Here is a 25,879-nt window from a genome sequence, read left to right as displayed (position 1 = left end):
TTGACGAGGTGTTTTTTATGTTAAAAAAACGGATGATGGTTTGGGTAGTGGTAAGTTTTGTTTGTTTAGGCTTGCTCATGGGGCGATTAATGGAAATACAGCTTTTTGCCACAAAGAGCTTCTCAAAGCATCAAATCAATTTATTGGAAGCAAGTGTTAAGCAGCGCTCCCAAGAAGTAATCCTCGATAGCGGCAGAGGAAATTTTCTTGACCGAAATGGGAGTCCGATCATTTATGAAGATATTCCTGTCCTTATTTTATTTCCTTTTTTGAAAAAGATTGATTGGGATGCTGAAAAGATTGGGAAAATTATTGGGGTTGATAAAAAATTACTTTATCAAAAGGTAGAGAAAGCTAAAAAACCGTTTGCATTTGGAGACCCTAATCCAATCCATCTAACAAGCTCGCAGATGGAGAAAATCAATGCTCTGAAAGTTCCTGGAGTATTTGCTGTGAAACGAAAGTATTTGTTGGCTAACACTCCAGCTGAGCAATTGATAGGCTTAGTAAAAGAAAATCAGCAGGAATTGAACGAGAGGTATCCTGATAAAGAATATTCACCGCAAACATTAATCGGCATTTCGGGATTAGAAAAGAGCTTTGATGAGTTTTTAATTGCTGAAGGAAAATCTAAGTTGGTTTATCATGTCGATGGTGATGGTGCACCATTATTTGGGGTTAATGTGAAATACGTGGATTCCAGCAATCCGTATTATCCTGTAAATATAAAAACAACTATTGATAAAAAAATACAATTGGCCGCCGAAAAACTTGTGACCCAGCATGGGATTAAAAAGGGAGGACTCGTTCTTCTTGATATTGAAAACAATAGTGTATTATCACTCGTTTCACGCCCTAGCATTAACCATAAGGATCCATATAAGGGAAATGGGATTGAAAATATGATGGTTAAGCAGCAGATCATTGGATCAGTCTTTAAGACTGTAGTAGCCGCCGCAGCGATCGATAACAATCTTAATGATCCAACCCGGACTTTTGATTGCAGCAGAAAAATAAATGGCGATCCAGATTTAAAATACAGGCATGGCATGCTTAATTTCAAAGACAGCTTTGCACGAAGCTGTAACCGTACATTTGGACAAATTGCCAATGAATTAAAGGACATTAATCCGAACCTTATTGGAGATTATGCCAATAAATTAGGGTTAATAGGTCAAGTTGGCTGGCAGGGAACCATTTTTCATCTCGACCAATTTAAACAATTACCAGATGAAGAGGCTGGAAGGGTATTTATTTCCGAAGATGCGAAAAAGGATAAAAACTTTGTAGCGATGACGGGGATTGGCCAGCACGAAGTTAGAGCTACCCCACTTGGAGTAGCCAACATGATGGCAACCATTGCCAGAGGCGGAGAAAAGGATATGGTTCGTGTCGCCTCAAAAATTGAATATCAAAACGGCACAACAATGTATGAGTTTCCAAAAACAGAATCGAAAGGTGATTCGATAGCTCCCTATACGGCAATGAAATTACAGGAGCTCCTTCGCGAAGTTGTTACAAACGAACAAGGTACGGGACGGTGGTTTAAAGATTTGCCCTATGCTATAGCTGGTAAATCAGGAACGGCAGAGACGGGGAAATTTGAAAATAAACAGCAGCTCCATAATAAATGGTTCGCCGGCTATTTTCCGTTTGAGGATCCAAAATATGTTTTAGTAACGGTGAATTTGGATGTGACAGAAGATCAAGGCGGAGTCAATCTTTTGTTTGCCGATATGGTTAAAAAGCTTTATGAAATCGATACAGAGAACAATGGTGCACAATAATCTCCTTCAAGTTTTCAGTTTGGCATGGTAGAATATTATCAACTTGTCAAAGGAGGATTATCCCTTGAAAAGCAATTTTGATCAATCAAGAGATGGAATGCGATCTCAGGTTCGCGCAAAAAGAAGAAAAACGAATTTGATTCTTAATGGCCTTATTGGCGTCGTCATTCTCTTAATTATTTTTGTTTCAGTGTCGATTTTTTCAAATGACGATCAAAAAGACAAAAAACAAGAGGAATCTGTTGAAAACAGTGTAAACCAAAATGAGAATGTCAATAGTTCAAATAAGACCGTTGAAACATCAAAGCAAGATGAAGATTCTACAGATGATGCTGTGGAAGAAGAGAAGGAAGATGAGGAGTCACCAGTCATTACAGAAGGTGGCGGCAACAATGTAAAACAAACGATTATGAATCCAGCTTGGGAACCAGTTGGAACCACACAGACAGGTCCGTATACTTCTGATTCCGATTGGGACGAAAGGGTTCAAGCCTTGGCCTATGCAATTGGCATTGACAAGGAAAATATGACCGTCTGGTACTTAAGTAGAGATGGTTCATCAGAAGGCTCGATTGGAACCGTAACCGCAAAAGGAGACCCGCAAGCATACCGGGTTTACTTGGAGTGGGAGGACGGTGGAGGCTGGAAGCCTGTGAAGGTAGAAGAATTGATTGAAAATGATAAAGGCAAGCAGAGTGAGGACTAAGAAAGTAGGGATCGCTAATCAGCTTTAATTCCGGCTTTCTCGTTCTTCTCGTACATAATAGAAAAGAGGTTTAAGCATGAAAGTAGCCATCATCGGAGCAATGGAAGAAGAAGTAACCTTATTAAGAAAGAATATCGTTGATCAAACAGTTGAAACAATCGCTGGCTGTGAATTTACGACTGGAAAAATGGATGGTGTAGATGTGGTTCTGCTTCGTTCCGGAATCGGGAAGGTGAATGCGGCCATGTCCACTACGATTTTGATGCAGAAATTCGCTCCTGATTATGTTATAAACACAGGATCTGCCGGAGGATCAGATCCAAGTCTTAATGTCGGTGATGTCGTCATTTCCTCTGAAGTTCGCCATCACGACGTTGACGTGACGATATTTGGTTATGAATACGGTCAAGTACCTAATTTACCAGCAGCGTTTATCGCAACAGAAAAATTAGTGGAAATAGCTGAGCAAAGTGCGAAAGAAATTTCCGGTATTCAAGTCGTTACGGGTGTAATTGCGACAGGAGATTCCTTTATGAATGATCCCGAACGGGTCGAGTTCGTCCGTTCTAAATTTGCTAATCTCCATGCAGTGGAAATGGAAGCAGCAGCGATTGCCCAGGTAGCCCATCAATTTGAAGTACCATTCGTGATCATTCGTTCTTTATCGGATATTGCCGGAAAAGAATCAAACATATCATTTGAACAATACTTAGACAAGGCTGCCGTAAATTCTGCTACGCTTGTGATGAAAATCGTCTCAGGTATCTCTAAAAGTTTAAACTAGGTATCATTACCTGGTTCCCTCCTTTGCTAAATATTACATCATCTATAACACTGGATTGTGTGTTACAGTAGTTTTATAGATTTTAGTAAAGCAAGGTGAGAAGATGAAACACGATGAGAAACGATTACATGAGAAAATGATTGATTATAGCCGTTATGGAGCAGTAATGCTGGCAGTAAGTGTGTTTTTCTATCTTGGTTTAATCATCCCTTCTGAGTTAGTATCAGAACATCAGTTGAATGCCCTAATCGGTGCTACGGTTCTTTTTTTGGTCGGATCCATTTTCTTTTTTAATGAATCGAAAATTTGTAAAAAATTATTAGTAGAGTTGGAAGAGAATCAAAATAATTATTAAAAGCCACAGTGTAGAATAACATATATATAATGCACAAAAACGCATGGATCATATTGAGTCCATGCCTTTTTGTGTGTTGTGTCTAGACGATTTCATTTTGGGGATTTTTGCGGACATAGAGTCCGTTATTTTGTGTAAAAACGCTATTTTGGAGATGTTTCCGGACATAGAGACCGTTATTTGTGAAAAAATCAAGGGAATATCGGGAATATAAGCTAAATAACGGAACGTATGTCCGACAAAAGAGAAAAATCACCCTTTTTGATTCAAATAGCGGAACGTATGTCCGCTCAAGTTCCGCTTCGATCCGATCCGCTTCAATCCAATCCAATCCACTCCACTCTGTTCCGTTCCGTTCCTCTAGTTAATCCGATGATATCACTATATAAAATAATCACCGTACTTAAAAAATGGATGAGGAAATGTTTCCTCATCCATTGCCATTTTTCCGTTTTTCCTTTTCGGCACGATAAAACTCATGGAACATCTTCATTAAGGCACGCTTCTCAATTCTCGAGACATAGCTTCTTGAAATGCCTAATTCTTTGGCGATTTCCCGCTGTGTCTTTTCTTTTTGCAGGTCAAGACCAAAGCGACCGATGATGACCTCCTTCTCTCTTTCATCCAAAACGTCAATGTATTCCTTTACTTTCTCGAGCTCCATATTTAGCTGGATCGTATCGATAACATCTTCAGATTCTGATTTAAGCACATCGATCAGCGAGATCTCATTACCCTCTTTATCCTGTCCAATTGGATCGTGCAATGAAACATCTTTTTTTGTCTTTTTTAGGGCTCGTAAATGCATCAATATTTCGTTTTCGATACAACGAGCTGCATATGTAGCCAGCTTCGTTCCTTTACCTTCTGAATAGCTTTCAATCGCTTTTATTAAACCAATTGTACCAATTGAAATAAGATCTTCAGCGTCTTCACCAGTATTTTCAAATTTTTTGACAATATGGGCAACTAAGCGAAGATTATGCTCAATCAGCATGTTTCGTGCATGTTGATCTCCATTTGCCATTAGACGCAAATATTTTCGTTCATCAGCAGCAGACAAGGGTTGTGGAAAGGCATTATTTTTAACATAAGAGACAAGAAAAACGATTTCTTTAACTAAGTAACCAAGTGCTGTTAAAATTCCGGACATGGATTCACCCCCCGGGAGATTAGGCCAATGCCTATACCTAATTCCTATGTGATTAGGAGGAAGTTTGTGTCTGTCCAGAAATTATTTTTTAAAAGTTTTTCGAAACATAATCGTTAATAACAGGACATGCAGTGACAAAGCGAATCACCCCTTTTTAAGCATCGTTAGGTGGTGTCTTTCTCCACCCATAAGCAATTTTGCCGTCGTTGAATAATGAATAACATATACATAACCACCTTTCTTAATAATTAAAAAATCTCTTAGAATTGACGATAAACGGTAAACTGGCGATCTTTATTTTGTTCATAAATTTGCTCTACAAATTCTTGATGAACAACCTCTTGCTTTGTAAGCTTTCGTTTTTTGATCGTGATCGTTAAAAATAGTATATGAAGCGTCAAATGACTCACCTCCTTTCAAAAATAGCCATAAAAAAACCGCAGGGAGAATTTTCTCCTGCGGATATGAGTGTTTTCGGGCACAAAAATACCGCAGGAGACACCATTCCCCATGCGGTTAGGATAGCCTTAAGAAAATAACAAAATTAAGCAATCCATTTCCAGTTGGTCGAATGTGTGTAGGATAAAACTATTTGATTCTGATTTACTGAATAGACAATACTAATCATTTCATTCGACCTCCTTTTTGGAAAATTTCGCTTACACAGGTTATTATATCCATATTAAAATGGAATGTAAACTGAATTTACACCCATTTATCCGACAATTTTCTATTTTTTAATTTTTTTGTTATGCTTTTTCCATTCCTTGTTTTAGCATGGAATGATTTAAGGCTTTTATTCACAAACTAATCTTTGATCAGGACTCAACGGACTCAATAAAAAAACAGCACCAAAATGCGTGCTGTTTTTTCTCATTACACTTTTTTAAGCTTAAATGGACTGATCATTAATAAAGATAACAGAATAATTAAAAAGAGGAATGTTTGTGGAGGGGAAAACGATATTGCAAGATAACTGAGTGTGACAAGGCAGCCTGCTGCAGTAATCGGCAGACCTGTAAAATACCCGTTATTTTCAGAAATGTTAAATCGTGCTAAACGAAAAGCTCCACATCCAATATAGAAAACAGTAAAGAAAATTCCAGGCGCACCAAATTCATTTAAGATTCCTTGATATAATAATAGTGCAGGTGCGACTCCAAATGATATAATATCACTCATGGAATCGAGTTGTTTTCCAAGCTCCGATTCTATATGGAACTTTCTGGCGACCATTCCGTCAAACCGGTCAGCAAGTGCAGCAATGAAAATAAGCAGGAGACTGAGCCGAAAACTACCGTTCAAACCAGCAATAATTGCATACCCGCCAAGACCTAAATTGGTTAATGTTAACACGTTTGCTGTTTGACTTTTTAGCTTTTTAATGGTTTGATCAAATACTTCTAATAAGAACAATTTCTCCTCACTCCTTAAGAACGGAAGGGGTATTTTCTGGAATTTATATAATAATATTTAATTTTAAGCTTTTTATGCATGTGAGTAAAGACTATTTCACATTTTTTGGAGGTAACCAAATTGATTCAAAGTTTATACAGATTCCTGATTGAGTTAACGAATGGCAGAATTTCTTCACTTATTTTAAAGCGTTTTGCGACGTCTAGGCTAAGTCGTGTTATTATTCCTTCTTTTGCAAGGGTCTATAATCTTAATCTGATGGAAATGGAAAAGTCATTACATGAATTCCCTACACTTCATGATTTGTTTGTCCGTAAACTGAAGGAAGAGGCCCGGATACATGATCCCCATCCAATGAGCGTAGGGAGCCCGGTCGACGGAGTCGTAGAGGATATCGGGGAAATTGGCGAAACAAGTGAAATAACAGTTAAGGGTAAAACGTATTCTATTTCGGAAATGCTTGGAAGACAGGATGCACTCCACAAGTATTTGCAAGGGACCTACATCATTTTATATTTAAGTCCAAGCCATTACCATCGTATCCATAGCCCGATAGCAGGAGAAATTATCGATCAGTGGACACTTGGAAAGAAATCTTATCCCGTAAATAAATTAGGGTTAAAATATGGACGACAGCCCTTATCAAAAAATTATCGCAGGATTACCGAACTAAAACACCAAACCGGTCATTTGGCGGTTGTAAAAGTAGGAGCTATGTTTGTTAATTCTATTGAACTGGTTCATGAGGGAAGGAAGATTTCAAAAGGTGAAGAATTGGCTTATTTCACATTTGGATCAACTGTAGTATTATTGTTTGAAAAAAATACATTTAAGCTAGCTCCTGAATTGAAAACACCAACAGAAGTAGTAGTTGGGACAAAATTGGGTGAAATTATCACAAGCGCTTAAGGGCTGGAAAAAAAATAAGCCCGGTTGGCTTATCGACTTAAGAAGATACTTTTATTTTTTGATATAACGATCTTCGTTGTAGTTCTATTTCGATTAGGCGAATAAAATCGGGGTTAAGTTTAAGTTCTCTGGCCTTGTAATAGGATTCAATTAGTAGTTCATCTGAAAGCTTTTTCATGCCAGGATTCCACCTCCGGGATAAATTTATTCTATTTATCAAAATAAGGCATATAATGGTAGGCTCGCTTGCTGTATCATTACTCTATCAAATATAAATTGTTAGAACAACCGTTCTGTTATCCACAGTTGTTAGTGGATAACCTGTGATTAAATTGTTTATAAATGTCTATAGTATCAAAAAAACTAACGTGTATAATGTGTATAAAGTTATCCACAGAATGAATAAGTGGGGAAGTTGTCGAAAACTTTTAATAAACAAGCTATTATTTAGTTATAGTTTCGAGGAGATTCTACATAATTATTGTAATGGTATTATTAGGAATATGAGGTGTAATCATTGTTAAAGAAATTTTTGCCAAACCAACATGTAAAAAGTATATTTGATATTACTCCCAAAAGTTTGAAGGAAAAAGGAGTAAAGGCCATTATTACTGATTTAGATAATACATTGGTGGAATGGGACCGCGCTTATGCAACCCCAAACCTTATTGAGTGGTTCGAAGATATGAAAAAGAATGGGATTTTGGTGACCATCGTCTCCAATAATAATGAAGAGCGTGTAAAGGCGTTTTCTGACCCTTTAGGGATTCCGTTTATCTTTCAAGCAAGAAAACCAATGGTTAGAGCCTTTCAAAAGGCGCTCAATCAAATGGGCGTCCAAAAAGAGGAAGCGGTTGTCATAGGAGATCAATTATTAACGGATGTGCTTGGTGGAAACCGAGGTGGCTTTCATACTATTTTAGTGGTACCAGTAGCTAAAACAGATGGATTTATTACCAAATTTAATCGGCAAATAGAAAGAATCATCTTAAATTGGTTTAGAAAAAAAGGAATGATACAATGGGAGGATTAATTTGTGAGTGAACATTTAGTTTGTATCGGCTGCGGTGTGAAAATTCAAACCGATGATCCGGCTGAATTGGGCTATGCTCCAAAATCTGCTTTAGAAAAAGAAACGATTATTTGTCAACGCTGTTTTCGCCTTAAAAATTATAATGAAGTGCAGGATGTTCGGTTAACCGATGATGATTTCTTAAAGATCTTAAACGAAATCGGAAAAAAAGATGCACTTATTGTGAAAATAGTCGATATTTTTGATTTTAATGGCAGCTGGTTACCCGGTTTACCCCGTTTTGTTGGAAAAAACAAAATTTTGTTAATCGGAAATAAAGTGGATCTATTGCCAAAATCAGTAAAGCCTAGTAAATTAATTCATTGGATGAAACAAGAGGCTAGAGATTTGGGCTTAAAACCAGAGGAGGTATTTCTAATCAGCGCGTCAAAGGGTCACTTTATCCGCGAAGCAGTGGCTGCGATTGAAGAATACCGGAATGGCAAAGATGTTTATGTTGTCGGGTGTACAAATGTAGGGAAATCTACATTTATTAACCGAGTTATTAAGGAGTTTTCAGGTGGCGAAGATGTCATTACTACTTCTCATTTCCCTGGAACAACACTCGATATTATCGAAATACCGTTATCTGACGGCAAGGCTCTCGTTGATACACCGGGAATTATTAATCACCATCAAATGGCTCATTTTATCGATAAACAGGATTTAAAATACATCACACCAAAAAAAGAAATAAAGCCAAAGATTTATCAGCTAAATGAGGGACAAACTTTGTTTTTTGGTGGACTGGCCCGTTTTGATTATTTAACTGGCGGCCGCCGTTCCTTCGTTTGTTATTTATCAAATGAGCTGTCCATCCATCGGACAAAATTAGAAAAAGCTGATGAATTGTATCAAGATCATGTTGGTGAGATGCTGACTCCGCCTAGACAAGAGCAATTACCAGAGTTTCCCGAGCTTGTTCGTCATGAATTCACCATTAAAGAAGGTAAAACAGATGTCGTTTTTTCAGGACTCGGTTGGATTACCGTCAACGAACCGGGAGCAAAGGTTGCAGCTCACGTACCAAAGGGAGTATCCGTCATGCTGCGTAAATCACTAATTTAAAAAAAGGCTATGTTGAATGGAGCGGAAGGCACGAGACTCCTGCGGGAGAAGAAGGACAGGGGAGACCCCACAGGCGCAAAGCGCAGAGGAGGCTCCCGGACTGCCCGCGGAAAGCGAGTGCCTGAAGCGGAAATCAACCTAAAAAGATAGAAGTGAAGGGGAGAGGACAGTGAAAAAATTATTTGGCGTAATCGGTGACCCGATTGCCCATTCAATGTCACCGCTCATGCACAATGACCTTTTTCAGCATTACAAAATAGATGCTGATTATTTGCCGTTTCACATCAAAGAAGCACAATTAACAGATGCAATAAAGGGTCTAAAAGCATTAGGTGCGGGTGGTTTTAATATCACCATTCCTCATAAGATTGCCGTAATGCCATTATTAGATAAAATTGATCCACTTGCGGAAGCGATTGGAGCAGTCAACACAGTCGTCAATCAAGACGGACTGTTAATCGGTTACAATACAGATGGTATCGGATACGTTAGAGGATTGACGGAGAAGATTCCGGATTTAAGTGACCGTTCTGTCTTAATGATCGGGGCAGGTGGAGCCGCAAGAGCCCTTTTCTTCTCCCTAGCAAAAGTGGGAGTGAAAAAGCTCGATATTTATAACAGAACGATTGCTAAAGCACACGATTTAATAAGCGAGTGTCCATATGCAGTAGATTCTAATGCCATTGGAAAAGAACAGGCTGAAGCAAGCTTAGCGGATTATGATGTCATTATTCAAACCACATCAATTGGGATGGCGCCTCATCTTGATGAACTCCCGTTAAGTTTGGAAAATCTAAGAGAAAATGCGTTCGTCAGTGATATTATCTATAACCCGCTCGAGACCAAACTTTTAAAGGAAGCCAAAAAAAGACAGGCAAGAGTTCAAAATGGTCTTGATATGTTTGTTTTTCAAGGGGCCCTTGCGTTCGAGTTATGGACAGGAATCTTCCCTGATCCAAAACGAATGAAGCATACTGTAGAGCGACAACTAGGAGGAAAACAATGTTAACAGGAAAACAAAAAAGATTTTTACGTTCAAAAGCCCATCATTTAACGCCAATCTTTCAAGTTGGAAAGGGCGGAGTGAATGAAAATATGATCAAACAAATCTCGGAGGCTTTAGAGGTTCGGGAATTGATGAAGATTAGTGTTTTACAAAACTGTGATGAAGATAAGGATGTCGTGGCTGAACAATTAACCGATGGAACTGGCGCTGAACTAGTGCAAGTGATTGGCAAAACGATTGTTCTCTATAAGGAGTCTGTCGAAAATAAACAAATCCAATTGCCATAATAGCAAGGAGGGCTTGAGTTGAGAAAAATTGGCATACTCGGAGGTACATTTGATCCTCCCCATAATGGGCATCTGCTCATTGCCAATGAAGTACTCCAAGGATTAGATTTAGCTGAGGTTTGGTTTATGCCCAATCAAGAACCCCCACATAAACAAATGTCGGAGGGGGCAAGTACTGACGATCGGGTAAAAATGCTTGAATTAGCCATTTATGGACATCCTAATTTTAAAATAGAAACCATTGAGCTGGAACGATCCGGCAGGTCTTTTACGATTGATACAATGCGGCTCTTAAAGAATGAATATCCAAATGTTGATTTTTATTTTATTATCGGTGCGGATATGATTGAGTATTTACCAAAATGGAACAAAATCGATGAGTTAATTAATTTGGTTACGTTTGTCGGTGTTAATCGACCTGATTTTCTGGAAGTTACATCATATCCGGTCATAAATGTTACGGTTCCAGAGATGGGAGTCTCGTCCAAATTGATTCGCACTCGAATAAAAGAACAGAAAACGATACGGTATTTAGTCCCTGAGCCTGTTCGAATGTATATTGAGGAGAAAAAGTTATATGGAACGTGAAACGGCATTAAATTTAGTCAAGCCTCACTTGACCGACCATCGATATCAACATACATTAGGAGTAATGGAAACGGCAATCCAGCTTGCCAAATTATACGGAGCTGATCCCAAAAAAGCCGAACTTGCAGCCATTTTTCATGACTATGCTAAATTTCGTCCAAAAGAAGAAATGAAACAAATTATTCTGGAACAGCGAATGGACCCTAAGTTATTATCTTTTAATAGTGAGCTCTGGCATGCTCCCGTTGGTGCTTATCTCGTTGAGAAGGAAGCTGGAATAAAGGACGGAGAAATTTTGGATGCAATTCGGTATCATACATCAGGAAGACCATCCATGACGTTATTAGAAAAAGTCATTTACCTTGCTGATTATATTGAACCAGGCAGGCAATTTCCGGGAGTAGAAGATGTGAGGGAAATGGCAAAAGAGAATTTAACAGATGCGTTGATTGCTTCAATGAAAAACACGATTGTTTTTTTACTAAAAAAAAATCAACCTGTTTTTCCAGATACGATTGAAACCTATAATCATCTCATCATAAATAAGGAGAATTGATTTCATGACAGAAAGAAGTATATTGCATACGGTTGTAAAAGCAGCGGATGATAAACGAGCAGAAGATATTTTAGTTCTAAATATGGAAGGCATTTCATTGGTCGCTGATTATTTTATTATTTGCCACGGAAATTCAGATAAACAGGTTCAGGCTATTGCCCGAGAAATAAAAGATAAGGTTGAAGAAATGCAACATCCTGTTAAGCGGATCGAAGGTTTCGACGAGGCAAAGTGGATCTTGGTTGATTTGGGTGATGTGGTGGTCCATGTCTTCCATCGTGATGAGCGTCAATACTATAAACTTGAGCGTCTTTGGGGAGATGCACCTATCGAGAATATCCTTAGCGAGTTGAATCAATGACCTATAATCGGTTTGCCTATCTTTACGATGAATTGATGAAAGAAACCCCGTATCATCAATGGGTTGATTTTGTGGTACGACAAATCGAAAAATATGGAGTTAAAGCGGAGACTATTCTGGATGTAGCTTGCGGGACGGGAGAATTGTCCATTTGGCTCGCGGAAGCAGGCTTTCGTGTATCAGGGGTAGACTTATCGGAGGATATGCTGGCAGTCGCCCAAGCAAAAGCTGCTGAAAGGGGACACGCCATTCAGTTTTTTCAGCAAAATATGGCTGAATTAGAAGGCTTTGATTCACTTGATGTAATTACCATTTTTTGTGATTCATTGAACTATTTACAATCGGAAGAAGAGGTTGTAAAAACCTTTCAACATGTATTTGAACATTTACACTCAAATGGCTTGTTTATGTTTGATGTCCATTCTATTTATAAAATGAATAACATATTTCGAAACGGGACTTTTGCTTTAAACGAAGAGAAAATCTCTTATATCTGGCAGTGTTACGAAGGCGAATGGCCGAACAGTGTTGAACATGATTTGAGTTTTTTTGTGTTGGAAGATCAAACTGGTTTATATGAACGCTTTGATGAACTTCATTTCCAACGTACGTATACGATTGAACAATATAAACAGTGGTTACAAAATGCCGGGTTTGAAGTGCTGGAAGTATCAGCTGATTTCTCGGATCAATCACCCGAAGAGCATTCTGAAAGAATTTTTTTTACAGCCCGAAAAAAATAACATAAACAGGCTGACTCAACAGGGAATCCCCCTAAACTTGAGTCAGCCTTTTTTAAAGAATAATATTGATTTTGAGCATTCTGTTGATTGGAGCGGAAGGTGCCAGACTCCTGCGGGAGAAGGTGTCACGGGAGACCCCACAGGCGCTATCGCGCCGAGGAGGCTCGCGGACTCCCCCGCGGAAAGGGAGCACCTGGAGCGGAAATCAACAGCCAAATTTAACACAGCCTTATAAAAAAAATTATAAAACATCGCAGGAATATTAAAGGTACATCAAGAAATTATATAGGGTATTGTTTACTAATCTTCTGAACTTCTTCCTTAAACTTAAGATGGGTTGCAGCAAAGACATGCTCAAACACATCGCCTAACTCTTCTTCTAATACTTTTATACCTTCTCCGGTAATCCCACCTTTTACACACACTTTTTCTTGTAGAGTAGGTAAGGTAAAATGTCCTTTTTTTAATAGTTCCCCAAGTCCAATTAACATTTCACTGGCTAAGGTTACCGCTGTTTCTTGGTCAATATCTGTTTTTCTTACTGCTGCTAAGATAAACCGCTGCGTCAAATAACTAAAGAATGCAGGTCCACAGCTTACAATATCGGACGCTACTCTTGTTACATTATCCTCAATTTCAATCGGAACAGAAATTTTACGAAATAAACGTTCCATCGTTGTTTTCCATTTCACTGAACAATTAGATCCAAATGTTAACAATGAGACGCCTGCTTTTGCTCGATTGGTAATACTCGGAATGGCTCTTACAACTGAACAAGGAACAATTGATTCCAACTGGTTTACACTAATCGGACTTGTAATCGATACTATGCATTTATCTTTTGTTAAATGTGGGGAGATTTCTTGAATTACCCAATAAATATCGAGAGGCTTTAAGCATAAGAAAATTAAATCTGAGCATATCGATAAATCCTTTGCCGTGTCAACAACGGAAATATCGGAATATATATTTTTAAGCTCAAGAGCTTTTTTCTTTGTTCTATTCATAATTGTTAAGGAAGAGGGGGATATTGCCTTCTCTTCAAGTAATGCTTCAGTTAAAATCCTCCCCATATTTCCTATCCCTATAACTCCAGTTTTCATCTTTCTATCCTCCTTCGTGAGCAGGTTTCTCATATAACCATATGTAAATAAAGGTAAGAATATAACTAATGAAAGGAATGGTACAAATTGAAAGAATGGATTAAAGAGTACAAGGGCTATGTTTTCGGATTATTTCTTTTCCTATGTTTGCTTGTGTATTATTTTTTTGCCCCAATTACTCCAAACTTACTTCCTGTTAATGAACACCCCTCAACTGAAGAGTCCCAAATAAAATTGAATGAGCAGGAAACCACTGATACCCCGAGTCCTACAAAAATCATGATTGATTTGAAAGGGGCTGTTAAAGCACCAGGTGTTTATGAAGCGCACGAAGGAGAGCGAGTGATCGATGTGCTTGAGAGGTCCGGAGGATTATTAGAAACAGCAGATGAATCAAAGATTAATTTAGCCATGTATGTTAAAGATGAAATGGTCATTTATATCCCGCAGATGGGTGAAGTAACTCAAGGAATGGCGATCATGGCGGATGGAAATTCAGCTAGTGATAAAGTAAATATTAATACGGCCGAAGCGAGTGAACTTGAAACATTACCTGGAATCGGTCCGTCAAAATCTGCTGCGATTATCGAATACCGAGAGAAGAATGGGCCGTTTAAATCGATTGAGGATATCCAATCAATTAGTGGGATTGGACAAAAAACATTCGAAAAATTAAAGGATAAAATCACGATTCAATAAATATATCAAATTGACGCTCTTAGGCTTGGGCATTACACTTAAAGGGAGGCATCTGCATGTTGAGGGAGGAAATATGATTGGAACGGATCTCTTGGAATGAATATTTTATGGCACAAAGTCACCTACTATCATTAAGAAGTACATGTACCCGATTAACCGTAGGTGCTACGATTGTGAGAGATAAACGAATTATCGCAGGGGGCTATAATGGATCGATTGCGGGCGGCGACCATTGTATCGACAAAGGCTGTTACGTCATTGATAATCACTGTGTAAGAACGATTCACGCAGAAATGAATGCCATTTTACAATGTGCAAAGTTTGGAGTCCCTACTGCTGAATCAGATATTTATGTAACACATTTTCCATGTCTGCAATGCTGCAAAGCGATTATTCAAGCAGGGATTAAAACAGTATATTATGCGGAGGATTATAAAAACCATCCTTATGCTATGGAATTATTTTCAGCTGCAAATGTTCATGTTGAAAAAGTCGATTGTAAACCTTCTTTTGATTGGAATAGACAAGAGAAATCAGAGTTTATTACAAACCTGTTATCAGAGCTTGAAAAAAACGGGGCAAGTGAGGAATCACTAGCGAAGCTAACGTCAGAAGCAAAAAAACTTTTTTCTGTTTAACAAAAAGCCGGTTTTTTAACCGGCTATTTTTTTGAAAACGTAAAAAGGAGTAGAGAAAATGAAAGGGAAGGGCATATTTGTAGCAGTTAGCGGACTGCTTGGCGTATGTTGTGCGCTGCTCGATTTTACTTCATTTATGATTGTTTTTTTAATTTACGCTGTTTTTCTTTATTCTCAGAAATCATTCTCAAAGAGCCAATTTCTGTTCCTACTGTTCACCTTTTTTCTATATAGTATGATAGGCAACAACGTAAATTTAAGCAACCAGTCACAAATCTCGGATACGGAGGAGGATTTCACTGTTTTACTTCAGCAATGGAAAATGGACGGAGACCGATTACAAATTGAAGGAAAGGATGTAAAAACGAAAGAGAAGCTTTTGATCCAATACCGATTTAAATCGTTACAAGAAAAGGTCCTACTCGAAAAAGAAATGAAGGCGGGACTAAAATGTAATCTTTCTGGCAAATTGGAATCCCCATCTTCTGCAAGAAACCCAAATACCTTCAACTTCAAAAAATATTTAGCCTCGAAAAAAATCCATTGGATCTTAACTCCCGAACAATTTCCACTTCAATCCTGTTCTTCTTTTCAACCTTCTTTTCATAATAAAATCCAAAATATCCGCTCAGAGGGAATTCATTATGTAGCAACCCATTTCCCAGAACCGCTTGCATCGCTTTCAATTGCTCTACTTTTTGGAGAACAGGCTTTAATAGAAGAGGATTTGATGTCTTCTTATCAAAAGCTTGGCATCATCCATTTATTGGCCATTTCCGGTTTACAGGTCAGTTTTTTAACCGGAGTTATTTTCTTTTGTGGGATTCGAATCGGTGTCGTGAGGGAAAGAATGGTCACGATCCTGCTTGTTTTTTTGCCGTTATATGCGTTATTGACTGGTGCAACGCCCTCGGTAGTTCGAGCCGTTACGATGATGCTAATCATTCTGGTTAGTTTGCGATTTGGTAACAATCGAATTCTGCCATTGGATGCTTTATCAGGAACATTATTATTGCTTTTGCTGGCAGCGCCGTTACAAATCTTTGATGTTGGCTTTCAGCTTTCTTTTACCGCTAGTGCTGCTTTGCTTTTATCTGTGCCAATAGTAAAAGATAACTCGAATCATATTCAATTATTGTTAACATCCTTTATCGCTCAGCTGGCAACACTTCCGATTATCTTATATCACTTCTATGAGTTTTCATTTCTCTCACTCCTTGCTAATTTTCTATTTGTTCCGTTTTTTTCTGTTTTCTTAACCCCGTATATCTTTTTTATATTTATCCTTCATCCGCTTATAGGTGTTTTATTTACTCCACTTCTTGCATTAACTAATCAGACAATCATCCTTGTTAATTCGATTATTGAGCGGCTGTCGAACGTTCCGTTTCAAACGCTTACTCTTGGACGGCCTGGATTAGTTCTGCTCCTAATTTATCTGCTGGTGGTCGTGTTCACTTTTTATAAAATGCAAACTGAACCGAAAAAAATGATTAAGCATTGTCTGTTTGTTTTTTTACCATTGTCCTTACAACTAGGAAGCAATATATTTTCCCCATTCGGAGAAATAACGTTTATTGATGTCGGACAAGGTGATGCGATCTTCATTAAATTACCATTTCATCAGGGAAATTATTTAATTGATAGTGGAGGCACGATTCCCTATACAAAGGAAAAATGGCAACAGAGAAATTCCAATTTTGAGGTTGGTGCGGACATTGTTGTCCCATTCCTAAAAGGTAAAGGAATAAACAGGCTTAACAAGCTGATTCTTACCCATGGAGATTTTGATCATGTGGGCGGTTCGAAGGCCATTATTGAAGAATTCAAGGTTGACGAAATTATTCTGCCGATGGTAAAGGAGCAATCTGAATTGGAAGGTAAGGTAGTGGCAATCGCTAAACAAAAGGAAATCCCGATTACGTTTATTTCAGAAGGAGATGGCTGGGAAGCAGGGGGAGCAGTATTTGAAGTGTTATCGCCACGTGTTAATGGCCAGGAAAATGGCGGAAATGATGGTTCAATCGTTATTCAGTCGGAAATGGGAGGTCTCACTTGGCTTTTTACCGGTGATATCGAAAAGAATAAAGAAATGAACCTTGTCAAAAAATACCCCTTTTTGGATATTGACGTATTAAAGTTGGCTCATCATGGCAGTCATTCTTCCACCTCCGAGGAGTTACTCTCTCAGTTTAAACCGGAAATAGCGATTATTTCTGTTGGGGAAAATAATCGCTATGGGCATCCGCATCAAGGGGTAATTTCCAGGTTAGAACATCACAGGATTCGCATTTTTAGGACCGATGAACAGGGCGCTATTTCTTATTTTTTTAAAGATGGGAGAGGAACTTTTTCTATGGCAGTTCCATAGTATATTGTAAACCACAACTTCCCTCGATGTTCTATTCACAATAACTAGTGCTTGTGCATGATAACTTAACTTCGCAAAAAAAAAGACTGCATTTTTAATGCAGTCTAAAAAATGAAGCTATGTATCGGTAATTAAGATCCGACAACTTTTATGACTGTTGCAATAATAAACAATGTAGCGAAAAATCCAAATGAAACAAAGAATCCCATACCAGAGTCTATTGCATCATTACGTTTTTCGACGCGATTTACAAATTCGTTCACAGTCTATTCCCCTCCCCTATTTCATTTTTTAGTATAATCTAAACTTTTGAAAAAATCTAGATATGTCTTTCCTCTTCCTTGATTGACAAGAGTTGTCACAAATAGTTCGAATTCGTTTTGTTAAAACTATCTTTACAAACGTGATACCGTTGTGAAGTAAGTTCCTAGGCCTTATGTTCACGACGTTTAAATAGAAAGGGAATTGATGGGCTGGTACCATTAATTCCCTCCTTAGCACTTGTCAAATCCTCTTTGCTTCATTACGATAAGATTAGCATAATTCTTCAAAGTGATCGGAGCGAAGGAACTTGGTTTTTGATATTTGGAAGCAAATTAAAAAAAAGCAAATAGCCCCTATTTATTTATTATATGGAACTGAAACGTTTTTCATTAATGAAACAAAGCAACTTTTAATTCAGCATGTACTCGATGCTGACGAATCTGATTTTAATTTTTCTTCATACGATTTAGAAGAAACACCGATAGAAGTGGTGCTAGAGGATGCTGAAACATTGCCTTTTCTCGGTGAAAAACGATTGATTCTTTTACATAACCCAGTATTTCTAACAGCAGAAAAAACGAAGGAAAAAGTGGAGCATAATCTATCAAGGCTTGATGCCTATCTTAAGGAGCCCGTTCCGTTTTCTGTGTTAGTCTTTATTGCGCCATATGAAAAGCTTGATGAACGGAAAAAAATAACGAAGGAATTAAAGTCTAAGGCTGTGACATTTGAATCAAAGCCGCTGTCTCCTCAAGAACTAAAGCAATGGGTGAAGGAGCGTGCTTCATTAAATCAAGTTTCAATAACAGATATCGGGGCCGAACGAATGATTGAGCTCGTTGGCACCAATTTATTTATGTTGACGAATGAAGTGGACAAAATGGCGTTATACGCCAATGAATCAAAATTAATTGATGAAAATGTTGTGGAAAATTTAGTTTCCAAATCATTGGAGCAAAATATCTTTACTTTAATCGATAAAATAGTTGGTCGTAAGACGGATGAAGCACTTCGCATTTATTATGACTTGTTAAAGCAAAATGAAGAGCCATTAAAAATATTGGCGATTATTACTGGTCAATTTAGATTAATTTATCAAGTTAAGGAGCTTTCGAGAAGAGGTTATGGTCAGCAGCAAATGGCAGGGTTTCTAAAAATCCATCCATATCGAGTTAAGCTGGCTGCAGGTCAGGCCCGACATTTTTCTGATGAAGAATTAGCAAGTAAAATCAATTTATTAGCCGATGCCGACTACAAAATGAAAACGGGTGGCATGAATAAAGAAATGCTAATCGAAATGTTTTTACTTCGTTTGTAATTGTAAATAAAAAAACGACCTTTGCGGGGTCGTTTTTTTTATAACATTAAGCGTTTAAAGAATTGATCTTTTTCGCTAAACGTGATTTCTTTCTAGCAGCAGCGTTTTTGTGGATTAAGCCTTTTCCAGCAGCTTTGTCAAGCTTGCTTGCAGCTTCAGTAAAAGCTTGTGCTACAACAGTATCATTGTTTGCAATAGCAGCTTCTGTTTTCTTAACAGCTGTACGCATCGCAGATTTAACTTGTACGTTTTGTGCATTAGCAGTTTCGCTTGTTTTTACGCGTTTGATCGCAGATTTAATATTTGGCATTCCGTTCACCTCCTAAAAAGCATCGAGATTATATGAACTCGACATACACATTCACATTCATAACAAATATTTAAGAACAAGTGATATTTTATCAAACGCCCACTCATATTGCAATACTCTCCTGATATTTTAAGTCAAAGACGAATGTAATTATGATAAACAGGAAAAGATAGGAATTGAGTAAAAACCTCATAAAATACAGTCACTAAATTAAAAACGGATTATTAAATTGATCATTTTGTTGTTGAAGTCTTCCAAAAAGAAAATGGAGGGAAACAAATGAGTGAAACATTGGATTTAAGCAAGTATACCGTACGGACTGACCTTGCCGTAGAAGCAAGGGAGATGGCGTTAGCGGAAAAAGCAAAAACGGTGCAAAATGCAGAAAACCTCTCAGAAATTGAGGGTGTGATTATAAAGGAAAAAGAGGAAAATGATATTAAAATTTCCTTAGTTGAAATAACAAAACAAGCTGAAGAATCGATTGGGAAAAAGCCTGGTCGTTATTTAACAATCGAAGTAACGGGAATTAGACAGCAGGATAGTGAACTGCAACAAAAAGTGGAAAAGGTGTTTGCACACGAATTTTCTCATTTCTTAAAAATGCTGGGAATAAAGGAAGATGCATCCTGTTTAGTAGTAGGTCTTGGAAATTGGAATGTCACCCCTGATGCGCTTGGTCCGTCTGTATGTGAGAATTTACTCGTTACCCGCCATCTATTCCAATTGCAGCCTGAAAATGTTGAAAAAGGATTTCGGCCAGTTAGTGCGCTTTCACCTGGAGTAATGGGATTAACCGGAATTGAAACGAGTGACATTATTTTTGGTGTCGTCGAAAAGACTAAGCCTGATTTTGTCATTGCCATTGATGCATTAGCTTCGAGATCGATTGAACGGGTAAATGCGACAATTCAAATTTCTGATACAGGCATTCACCCGGGTTCAGGCGTTGGCAATAAACGTAAGGAAATCAGCCAAGAGACACTTGGGATCCCTGTCATTGCTCTTGGTGTGCCAACGGTGGTGGATGCTGTTTCGATCACAAGTGATACGATTGATTTTATTTTAAAACATTTTGGTCGTGAACTGAGAGAAGGCGGCCGTCCATCTAGGGCGCTTGCTCCAGCAGGGATGAGCTTTGGTGAGAAAAAGAAGCTTACAGATGAGGATTTACCTGAGGAACAGCATCGTAAAACCTTTCTCGGGATGATTGGTGTCTTACCAGATGAGGAAAAAAGAAAATTAATCTATGAAGTCCTATCCCCACTTGGGCACAATTTAATGGTTACACCCAAGGAAGTGGATGTCTTTATCGAGGACATGGCTAATTTATTGGCAAACGGTTTAAATGCTGCCCTACATCAAACCGTTAATCAAGACAACACCGGATTTTATACAAGATAAACATATTAAATTGGCAAGCTAAATTTGTTGATTGGAGCGGAAGGCGCGAGACTCCTGCGGGAAAAGAGGACACGAGAGACCCCGCAGGCGCGAAGCGGCGAGGAGGCTCCCGGACCTCTCGCGGAAAGCGAAGCGCCTGGAGCGGAAATCAACACAAATAATTTAACAGTTCTATCTTCTCTAGCAAATTCATAGTATTTACTAGAATTGCATTAGAGAGGTGGAACCATGAAACATAACAGGGGACAAGGTTTAATTGTAGCTGTTCACGCGTCCAGTATTATAAAAGGCATTATTGGATTTTTTCTATTTTTATTTTTCGTTTTTTCATTGAGCGGCCTGATGACTTCGCTAAAACCGGAATATCGTCTTTCATCCACATCCGTCAACAATGTCGCAGTGAATATGACGGGTGAATGGCTGTACCACCTAATGGGTTCTGAAAATCATTTTTTTCTTGAATCTTTACCTGAAACAAGCAAGCCGCCCAAATTAACTAACATTGTTTTTAAAATGTCTACCAATATTAATTTGGATGATCCTCGAAGTTTGTTAGGGCGAGAATTACCGGGATTTTCATTATTTGATGGACAAATTATCGTTGCGGGCGAAGGGACAAATTACACCAATATGCCAATAGAATCAGCACCGCCGCTTGAGGTGCTTAAAGCGGAGCAGGAGGCCTCGCTACAGAATACAGAGGAAATCGATGAAGGAAGTAAGAATGAAGAAGGCGGTCAACCGCCTTTAACCACAGGCGGCCGCCAGGTGGTCTATGTTTATTTTACCCATAATCGGGAGTCCTATCTTCCATACTTAAAGGGTGTAACCGATCCTAATAAAGCCTACCATTCCCAAATCAATGTAATGAAAATAGGCGATAAGTTAAAAGAACAATTAGAAAGTCGCGGGATTGGAACAGGCATTGAAAAAACAGATATCCAGGGAAACTTAAACAAAAAGGGTTTAAGCTACTACCAGTCGTATCTAGAATCAAGGCCGGTTGTTCAAGCGGCAATGGCAAACAATCAAGATTTTGAATATTTCATCGATATCCACCGCGATAGTCTTCGTAAGGATCGGACGACGAAGATCATCAATGGACAAGCCTATGCGAAACTAGTTTTTATTATTGGGGCAAATCAAAGCAATTATGAAAAAAATGCAAAACTAGCGAAAGAGCTTCATGATCTTTTAGAAAATAAATATCCGGGATTAAGCCGCGGTGTTTTTGTGAAAAAAGAAGGGAATGGCAAGTATAATCAGGATTTGTCAGAAAAGGCCCTATTAATTGAGTTCGGCGGTGTCGACAATACATTTGAAGAATTGTATCGATCGTCAGAAGCGTTAGCAGATGTATTAAGTGAACATTACTGGCAGGCTGAAAAGGTTAACCAAGGAACAGAACAACCTGCTAACCCCAATTAGAATGTAGGTGAAAATATGAAATTGTTTATGCTGAAAAGTTTTCTGTTGGCTTCGCTCATGTTCGTTTCCGTGTTATTTGGGATGCAGCAGGCGAATGATGGGATTCATCGAATGAAGGGGTATGAAGATACGGGTTTTGGGAAGGCATTTACCCTAAATGAGGATGAGCAAGGAAAAATGGCGGGAACATTTTTAGGAAATGATGTAACCAGTCATGATTTAGAAAAAAAGAAACAGGAGCTTGCAGAAATGAATTCCTACAATTTCTTTTCATCTATTGGAAAAAGCATGGCAAAGGGGATATCAGAGGCAACGGAAAAAACGATAAATTACTTCGTTGATAAAGCAGGAAAGTGAGACAGAGCGATCATTCGACTCTGTTTTTCTTTTTCCCCCAAAATTTTCTTTTAATTGATTGTGAAATAGGCAATTGGTATAATGAAAAATAGTGTATATTGCGCGAGTATTGTAGGAGTGAACGATAATGAACAGAGAAGAAAAACTAAAACGACAATCAAAAATCCGTAATTTCTCCATCATTGCTCATATAGATCATGGGAAATCCACTTTAGCTGACCGGATCTTAGAAAAGACGAACGCGTTGTCTCAACGTGAAATGAAGGATCAGTTATTAGACTCCATGGATCTAGAAAGAGAACGGGGAATCACGATAAAACTTAATTCCGTCCAATTGAACTATAAAGCAAAAGACGGAGAAGAATACACCTTTCATTTAATTGATACACCAGGGCACGTCGACTTCACATATGAGGTGTCCCGCAGTTTAGCGGCATGTGAAGGAGCAATACTGGTCGTCGATGCAGCTCAAGGTATTGAGGCGCAAACATTAGCAAACGTCTACCTTGCCCTTGATAACAATCTTGAAATTCTCCCGGTTATTAATAAAATAGACTTGCCAAGTGCTGACCCTGAAAGAGTTCGCCATGAAATTGAAGAAGTAATTGGACTAGACGCATCTGAAGCGGTTCTTGCTTCAGCAAAAGCTGGAATCGGGATTGAGGATATCCTTGAACAAATCGTTGAAAAGGTTCCTGCTCCTGAGGGCGATCCTGATGCCCCGTTAAAGGCTTTGATTTTTGATTCATTGTTCGATGCATACCGCGGTGTTGTTGCTTATATCAGAGTGGTTGAAGGCACCGTTAAGGTTGGCGATAAAATCAAAATGATGGCAACAGGAAAAGAGTTTGAAGTTACTGAAGTAGGCGTATTTACTCCAAAAGCTGTCCTTCGTGATGAGCTTTCTGTTGGTGATGTTGGCTTTTTAACAGCTGCAATCAAAAACGTTGGTGACACACGTGTCGGGGATACGATTACCAATGCGAAAAACGGAGCAACTGAAGCATTGCCAGGTTATCGCCGTTTAAATCCAATGGTATACTGCGGATTATATCCAATTGATTCAGCGAAATTTAATGATTTGCGTGAGGCGTTAGAAAAGCTTCAATTAAACGATTCCGCTCTGCAATTTGAAGCAGAAACATCGCAAGCATTAGGATTTGGTTTCCGTTGTGGTTTCCTTGGTCTATTGCACATGGAAATTATTCAAGAGCGTATTGAACGTGAATTTAAAATTGACCTTATTACTACAGCACCAAGTGTTATATATCATGTAATTAAAACAGATGGCGAAGAAATCAAAGTGGACAATCCATCCAAAATGCCGGATCCACAAAAGATTGATCGAATTGAAGAGCCATATGTGAAAGCGACAATGATGACGCCTAATGATTATGTGGGTGCCATCATGGAGTTATGCCAAGCCAAACGCGGTATTTTCATCGATATGCAATATTTAGACGAAAACCGTGTCAGCATCATTTATGAAATTCCGTTATCTGAAATCGTCTATGATTTCTTTGATCAATTAAAATCCAGTACAAAGGGCTATGCTTCCTTTGATTACGAGCTTATTGGTTACAAAGAATCCAAGTTGGTTAAAATGGACATTCTATTAAATGCTGAAAAGGTGGATGCATTAAGCTTTATCGTTCATAAAGACTTTGCATATGAACGAGGCAAGGTGATTGTCGAAAAGCTGAAGGAATTAATTCCGAGACAGCAATTCGAAGTTCCAGTCCAAGCAGCGATTGGTCAGAAGATTGTTGCCCGCTCCACGATTAAATCGATGGGGAAAAACGTATTAGCGAAGTGTTACGGTGGAGATATTTCCCGTAAACGGAAGCTTCTTGAGAAGCAAAAAGAAGGTAAGAAGCGGATGAAGCAGGTGGGCTCCGTTGAGGTTCCACAAGAGGCATTCATGGCCGTATTAAGAATGGACGACAATAATACGAAAAAATAAATCCTTAATGGAGGTTAGACATGTCTGATAAGACGATGCTAGCCTCTTTTTCTTAGATTAATAAAAGAAAGGACGTGAGACGATGATTCATGCCGCTTATCTGCATATACCGTTTTGTGAGCATATATGCCATTATTGTGATTTTAATAAGGTCTATTTAAAAGGTCAGCCAGTGCAAGACTACCTTTTTGGATTAGAGAAGGAAATCAAGCTAACCTTTGATCAGGTACCCCCTCCTCAACAATTAAAGACAATCTTCGTAGGCGGAGGAACACCTACTTCCCTTTCAGAAGAGCAGCTTGCATTTCTTTGTGAAGTAATCGGGAATAATATTCCGTTTGGCTCGGATACAGAATTTACGTTTGAAGCCAATCCTGGCGATTTGTCGAAGGAAAAGTTTCAAATACTAAAGAATGCTGGTGTTAATCGAATTAGCTTTGGTGTTCAAACCTTTAATAATGAATTATTGAAAAAAATAGGCAGAACCCATCGAGCAGAAGATGTCTATAAATCGATTAAACTTGCCAAGGAAACAGGCTTCGAAAATATAAGCGTAGACTTGATTTACAGTCTACCAGGTCAAACAATAGACGATTTCGCCCAAACCTTAGACCTTGCCTTTTCGCTGGAGATTCCTCATTACTCAGGATATTCCTTGATAATAGAGCCAAAAACGGTCTTCTATAATTTGCTAAATAAAGGAAAACTCCCGGTTGTAAGTGAGGACACTGAAGCTGAGATGTACGAACTGTTAATGGAAGAAATGGACAAGCATGGATACAAACAATATGAAATAAGCAATTTCGGATTTCCTGGCTATGAGAGTAGGCATAATCTTACCTACTGGAACAATGATTATTATTACGGATTTGGGGCAGGGGCCCATAGTTATGTTAATGGGTTTAGACGAGCTAATACGGGTCCAATCAAAAAATATATCGATCAAATAGAAATGAACCAGCTTCCGATCATAGAAAACCATGAAGTGACAAAAAATGAAGCCATTGAAGAAGAAATGTTCCTTGGATTAAGAAAAACAGCAGGCGTATCCTTAGTGAATTTTTATAAAAAATTTCAAGAGGATCCAATCGCCTTATTTTCAAAGGAAATAGACGATTTAAAAAAACGAGAATTGATTAAAGTAGAGGATGAGCATATTAAGTTAACGAAACGAGGAAAACTACTAGGTAATGAAGTGTTCCAATCATTTCTAGGGGTTATCTAAACGTTGAC

At 38.4% G+C, this 25,879-nt stretch carries 30 protein-coding genes; 23 read left to right on the top strand and 7 right to left on the bottom strand.

Features of this window, described 5'->3' with window-relative positions:
* The first annotated feature begins 17 nt into the window (after window positions 1-17).
* The 5 genes from ACI48O_RS12970 to ACI48O_RS12950 all read left to right on the top strand — a co-directional run bounded on the left by ACI48O_RS12970 (window position 18) and on the right by ACI48O_RS12950 (window position 4,000).
* Complete coding sequence (locus ACI48O_RS12970; RefSeq protein ID WP_435562235.1) at window positions 18-1,787, top strand: peptidoglycan D,D-transpeptidase FtsI family protein; 1,770 nt, start codon at window positions 18-20, stop codon at window positions 1,785-1,787.
* Between the two features lie 64 nt (window positions 1,788-1,851).
* Window positions 1,852-2,493, top strand: coding sequence for a YrrS family protein (locus ACI48O_RS12965; RefSeq protein ID WP_435562234.1), 642 nt, complete (start codon window positions 1,852-1,854; stop codon window positions 2,491-2,493).
* Window positions 2,494-2,569: 76 nt separating this feature from the next.
* On the top strand, window positions 2,570-3,277 hold the full coding sequence (gene mtnN / locus ACI48O_RS12960) for a 5'-methylthioadenosine/S-adenosylhomocysteine nucleosidase (protein WP_435562233.1): 708 nt from the start codon (window positions 2,570-2,572) through the stop codon (window positions 3,275-3,277).
* Between the two features lie 103 nt (window positions 3,278-3,380).
* Entirely contained in the window at window positions 3,381-3,632 is a 252-nt protein-coding gene (locus tag ACI48O_RS12955; protein WP_435562232.1) for a YrhC family protein, read from the top strand.
* Between the two features lie 182 nt (window positions 3,633-3,814).
* Window positions 3,815-4,000 carry a hypothetical protein gene (locus ACI48O_RS12950; protein ID WP_435562231.1) on the top strand — a complete coding sequence of 62 codons (186 nt, stop codon included), beginning with the start codon at window positions 3,815-3,817 and terminating at the stop codon, window positions 3,998-4,000.
* Window positions 4,001-4,062: 62 nt separating this feature from the next.
* On the opposite strand, the gene sigK is transcribed toward ACI48O_RS12950, so the two are convergent.
* The 3 genes from sigK to pssA all read right to left on the bottom strand — a co-directional run bounded on the left by sigK (window position 4,063) and on the right by pssA (window position 6,201).
* On the bottom strand, window positions 4,063-4,785 hold the full coding sequence (gene sigK, locus ACI48O_RS12945) for an RNA polymerase sporulation sigma factor SigK (protein ID WP_435562230.1): 723 nt from the start codon (window positions 4,783-4,785) through the stop codon (window positions 4,063-4,065).
* A 260-nt stretch (window positions 4,786-5,045) separates the two neighbouring features.
* Window positions 5,046-5,195: a YrzI family small protein gene (locus tag ACI48O_RS12940; RefSeq protein ID WP_435562229.1), complete on the bottom strand. Its 150-nt coding sequence runs from the start codon at window positions 5,193-5,195 to the stop codon at window positions 5,046-5,048.
* Between the two features lie 466 nt (window positions 5,196-5,661).
* The gene (gene pssA / locus ACI48O_RS12935) at window positions 5,662-6,201 is read right to left on the bottom strand and encodes a CDP-diacylglycerol--serine O-phosphatidyltransferase (protein ID WP_435562228.1); all 540 of its coding nucleotides are present in this window, start codon (window positions 6,199-6,201) and stop codon (window positions 5,662-5,664) included.
* A 120-nt stretch (window positions 6,202-6,321) separates the two neighbouring features.
* Between pssA and ACI48O_RS12930 the strand changes: the two genes are divergently transcribed.
* Complete coding sequence (locus ACI48O_RS12930) at window positions 6,322-7,110, top strand: phosphatidylserine decarboxylase (protein ID WP_435562227.1); 789 nt, start codon at window positions 6,322-6,324, stop codon at window positions 7,108-7,110.
* A gap of 37 nt (window positions 7,111-7,147) precedes the next feature.
* On the opposite strand, the gene ACI48O_RS12925 is transcribed toward ACI48O_RS12930, so the two are convergent.
* The gene (locus ACI48O_RS12925; RefSeq protein ID WP_435562226.1) at window positions 7,148-7,288 is read right to left on the bottom strand and encodes a sporulation histidine kinase inhibitor Sda; all 141 of its coding nucleotides are present in this window, start codon (window positions 7,286-7,288) and stop codon (window positions 7,148-7,150) included.
* Between the two features lie 339 nt (window positions 7,289-7,627).
* On the opposite strand from ACI48O_RS12925, the gene ACI48O_RS12920 reads away from it, so the two are divergent.
* From ACI48O_RS12920 to ACI48O_RS12885, 8 genes are all read left to right on the top strand, one after another.
* Window positions 7,628-8,143: a YqeG family HAD IIIA-type phosphatase gene (locus ACI48O_RS12920; RefSeq protein WP_435562225.1), complete on the top strand. Its 516-nt coding sequence runs from the start codon at window positions 7,628-7,630 to the stop codon at window positions 8,141-8,143.
* Window positions 8,144-8,146: 3 nt separating this feature from the next.
* Window positions 8,147-9,250 (top strand): ribosome biogenesis GTPase YqeH, encoded by a 1,104-nt coding sequence (gene yqeH, locus ACI48O_RS12915; protein WP_435562224.1) that lies wholly within the window; start codon window positions 8,147-8,149, stop codon window positions 9,248-9,250.
* 169 nt (window positions 9,251-9,419) lie between these two features.
* Window positions 9,420-10,259, top strand: coding sequence for a shikimate dehydrogenase (gene aroE, locus ACI48O_RS12910; RefSeq protein WP_435562223.1), 840 nt, complete (start codon window positions 9,420-9,422; stop codon window positions 10,257-10,259).
* A complete protein-coding gene (gene yhbY / locus ACI48O_RS12905; protein ID WP_435562222.1) occupies window positions 10,253-10,543 on the top strand; it encodes a ribosome assembly RNA-binding protein YhbY in 291 nt (96 codons plus the stop codon). Before aroE ends, yhbY begins: the two co-directional genes overlap by 7 nt.
* An 18-nt stretch (window positions 10,544-10,561) precedes the next feature.
* Complete coding sequence (locus ACI48O_RS12900) at window positions 10,562-11,131, top strand: nicotinate-nucleotide adenylyltransferase (RefSeq protein ID WP_435562221.1); 570 nt, start codon at window positions 10,562-10,564, stop codon at window positions 11,129-11,131.
* The gene (gene yqeK / locus ACI48O_RS12895; protein WP_435562220.1) at window positions 11,121-11,687 is read left to right on the top strand and encodes a bis(5'-nucleosyl)-tetraphosphatase (symmetrical) YqeK; all 567 of its coding nucleotides are present in this window, start codon (window positions 11,121-11,123) and stop codon (window positions 11,685-11,687) included. Before ACI48O_RS12900 ends, yqeK begins: the two co-directional genes overlap by 11 nt.
* 4 nt (window positions 11,688-11,691) lie before the next feature.
* A complete protein-coding gene (rsfS, locus tag ACI48O_RS12890) occupies window positions 11,692-12,048 on the top strand; it encodes a ribosome silencing factor (RefSeq protein ID WP_435562219.1) in 357 nt (118 codons plus the stop codon).
* Window positions 12,045-12,791 (top strand): class I SAM-dependent DNA methyltransferase, encoded by a 747-nt coding sequence (locus ACI48O_RS12885; RefSeq protein ID WP_435562218.1) that lies wholly within the window; start codon window positions 12,045-12,047, stop codon window positions 12,789-12,791. Before rsfS ends, ACI48O_RS12885 begins: the two co-directional genes overlap by 4 nt.
* Window positions 12,792-13,072: 281 nt before the next feature.
* Here ACI48O_RS12885 and comER read toward each other — a convergent pair whose 3' ends face one another.
* Window positions 13,073-13,894 (bottom strand): late competence protein ComER, encoded by an 822-nt coding sequence (gene comER / locus ACI48O_RS12880; RefSeq protein ID WP_435562217.1) that lies wholly within the window; start codon window positions 13,892-13,894, stop codon window positions 13,073-13,075.
* An 87-nt stretch (window positions 13,895-13,981) separates the two neighbouring features.
* Between comER and ACI48O_RS12875 the strand changes: the two genes are divergently transcribed.
* The 3 genes from ACI48O_RS12875 to ACI48O_RS12865 all read left to right on the top strand — a co-directional run bounded on the left by ACI48O_RS12875 (window position 13,982) and on the right by ACI48O_RS12865 (window position 17,602).
* Window positions 13,982-14,593, top strand: coding sequence for a helix-hairpin-helix domain-containing protein (locus ACI48O_RS12875; RefSeq protein ID WP_435562216.1), 612 nt, complete (start codon window positions 13,982-13,984; stop codon window positions 14,591-14,593).
* Window positions 14,594-14,670: 77 nt separating this feature from the next.
* Entirely contained in the window at window positions 14,671-15,231 is a 561-nt protein-coding gene (locus tag ACI48O_RS12870; RefSeq protein ID WP_435562215.1) for a ComE operon protein 2, read from the top strand.
* Between the two features lie 58 nt (window positions 15,232-15,289).
* Entirely contained in the window at window positions 15,290-17,602 is a 2,313-nt protein-coding gene (locus ACI48O_RS12865) for a DNA internalization-related competence protein ComEC/Rec2 (protein WP_435562214.1), read from the top strand.
* A gap of 131 nt (window positions 17,603-17,733) precedes the next feature.
* Here ACI48O_RS12865 and ACI48O_RS12860 read toward each other — a convergent pair whose 3' ends face one another.
* Window positions 17,734-17,865 (bottom strand): YqzM family protein, encoded by a 132-nt coding sequence (locus tag ACI48O_RS12860; protein ID WP_435562213.1) that lies wholly within the window; start codon window positions 17,863-17,865, stop codon window positions 17,734-17,736.
* Window positions 17,866-18,173: 308 nt separating this feature from the next.
* Between ACI48O_RS12860 and holA the strand changes: the two genes are divergently transcribed.
* On the top strand, window positions 18,174-19,184 hold the full coding sequence (gene holA, locus ACI48O_RS12855; RefSeq protein ID WP_435562212.1) for a DNA polymerase III subunit delta: 1,011 nt from the start codon (window positions 18,174-18,176) through the stop codon (window positions 19,182-19,184).
* 46 nt (window positions 19,185-19,230) lie between these two features.
* Here holA and rpsT read toward each other — a convergent pair whose 3' ends face one another.
* A complete protein-coding gene (gene rpsT / locus ACI48O_RS12850; RefSeq protein ID WP_435562211.1) occupies window positions 19,231-19,494 on the bottom strand; it encodes a 30S ribosomal protein S20 in 264 nt (87 codons plus the stop codon).
* 279 nt (window positions 19,495-19,773) lie between these two features.
* Here rpsT and gpr point away from each other — a divergent pair, with 279 nt between their 5' ends.
* The 5 genes from gpr (at window position 19,774) to hemW (ending at window position 25,871) form a co-directional block, all read left to right on the top strand.
* Window positions 19,774-20,898, top strand: coding sequence for a GPR endopeptidase (gene gpr / locus ACI48O_RS12845; RefSeq protein ID WP_435562210.1), 1,125 nt, complete (start codon window positions 19,774-19,776; stop codon window positions 20,896-20,898).
* Window positions 20,899-21,126: 228 nt separating this feature from the next.
* Window positions 21,127-22,326, top strand: a complete 1,200-nt coding sequence (gene spoIIP / locus ACI48O_RS12840; protein ID WP_435562209.1) for a stage II sporulation protein P — start codon at window positions 21,127-21,129, stop codon at window positions 22,324-22,326.
* Between the two features lie 15 nt (window positions 22,327-22,341).
* Entirely contained in the window at window positions 22,342-22,683 is a 342-nt protein-coding gene (locus ACI48O_RS12835; protein WP_435562208.1) for a YqxA family protein, read from the top strand.
* 127 nt (window positions 22,684-22,810) lie between these two features.
* Window positions 22,811-24,646 carry a translation elongation factor 4 gene (gene lepA, locus ACI48O_RS12830; RefSeq protein ID WP_435562207.1) on the top strand — a complete coding sequence of 612 codons (1,836 nt, stop codon included), beginning with the start codon at window positions 22,811-22,813 and terminating at the stop codon, window positions 24,644-24,646.
* A gap of 82 nt (window positions 24,647-24,728) precedes the next feature.
* A complete protein-coding gene (hemW, locus tag ACI48O_RS12825; RefSeq protein ID WP_435562206.1) occupies window positions 24,729-25,871 on the top strand; it encodes a radical SAM family heme chaperone HemW in 1,143 nt (380 codons plus the stop codon).
* The last annotated feature ends 8 nt before the right edge of the window (window positions 25,872-25,879 follow it).

The organism is Neobacillus terrisolis (genome assembly GCF_051233475.1).
Classification (GTDB): domain Bacteria; phylum Bacillota; class Bacilli; order Bacillales; family Cytobacillaceae; genus Bacillus_BU.
Note: the sequence above shows the minus strand (reverse complement) of the source record. Positions and strands in the feature narration are given on the sequence as shown.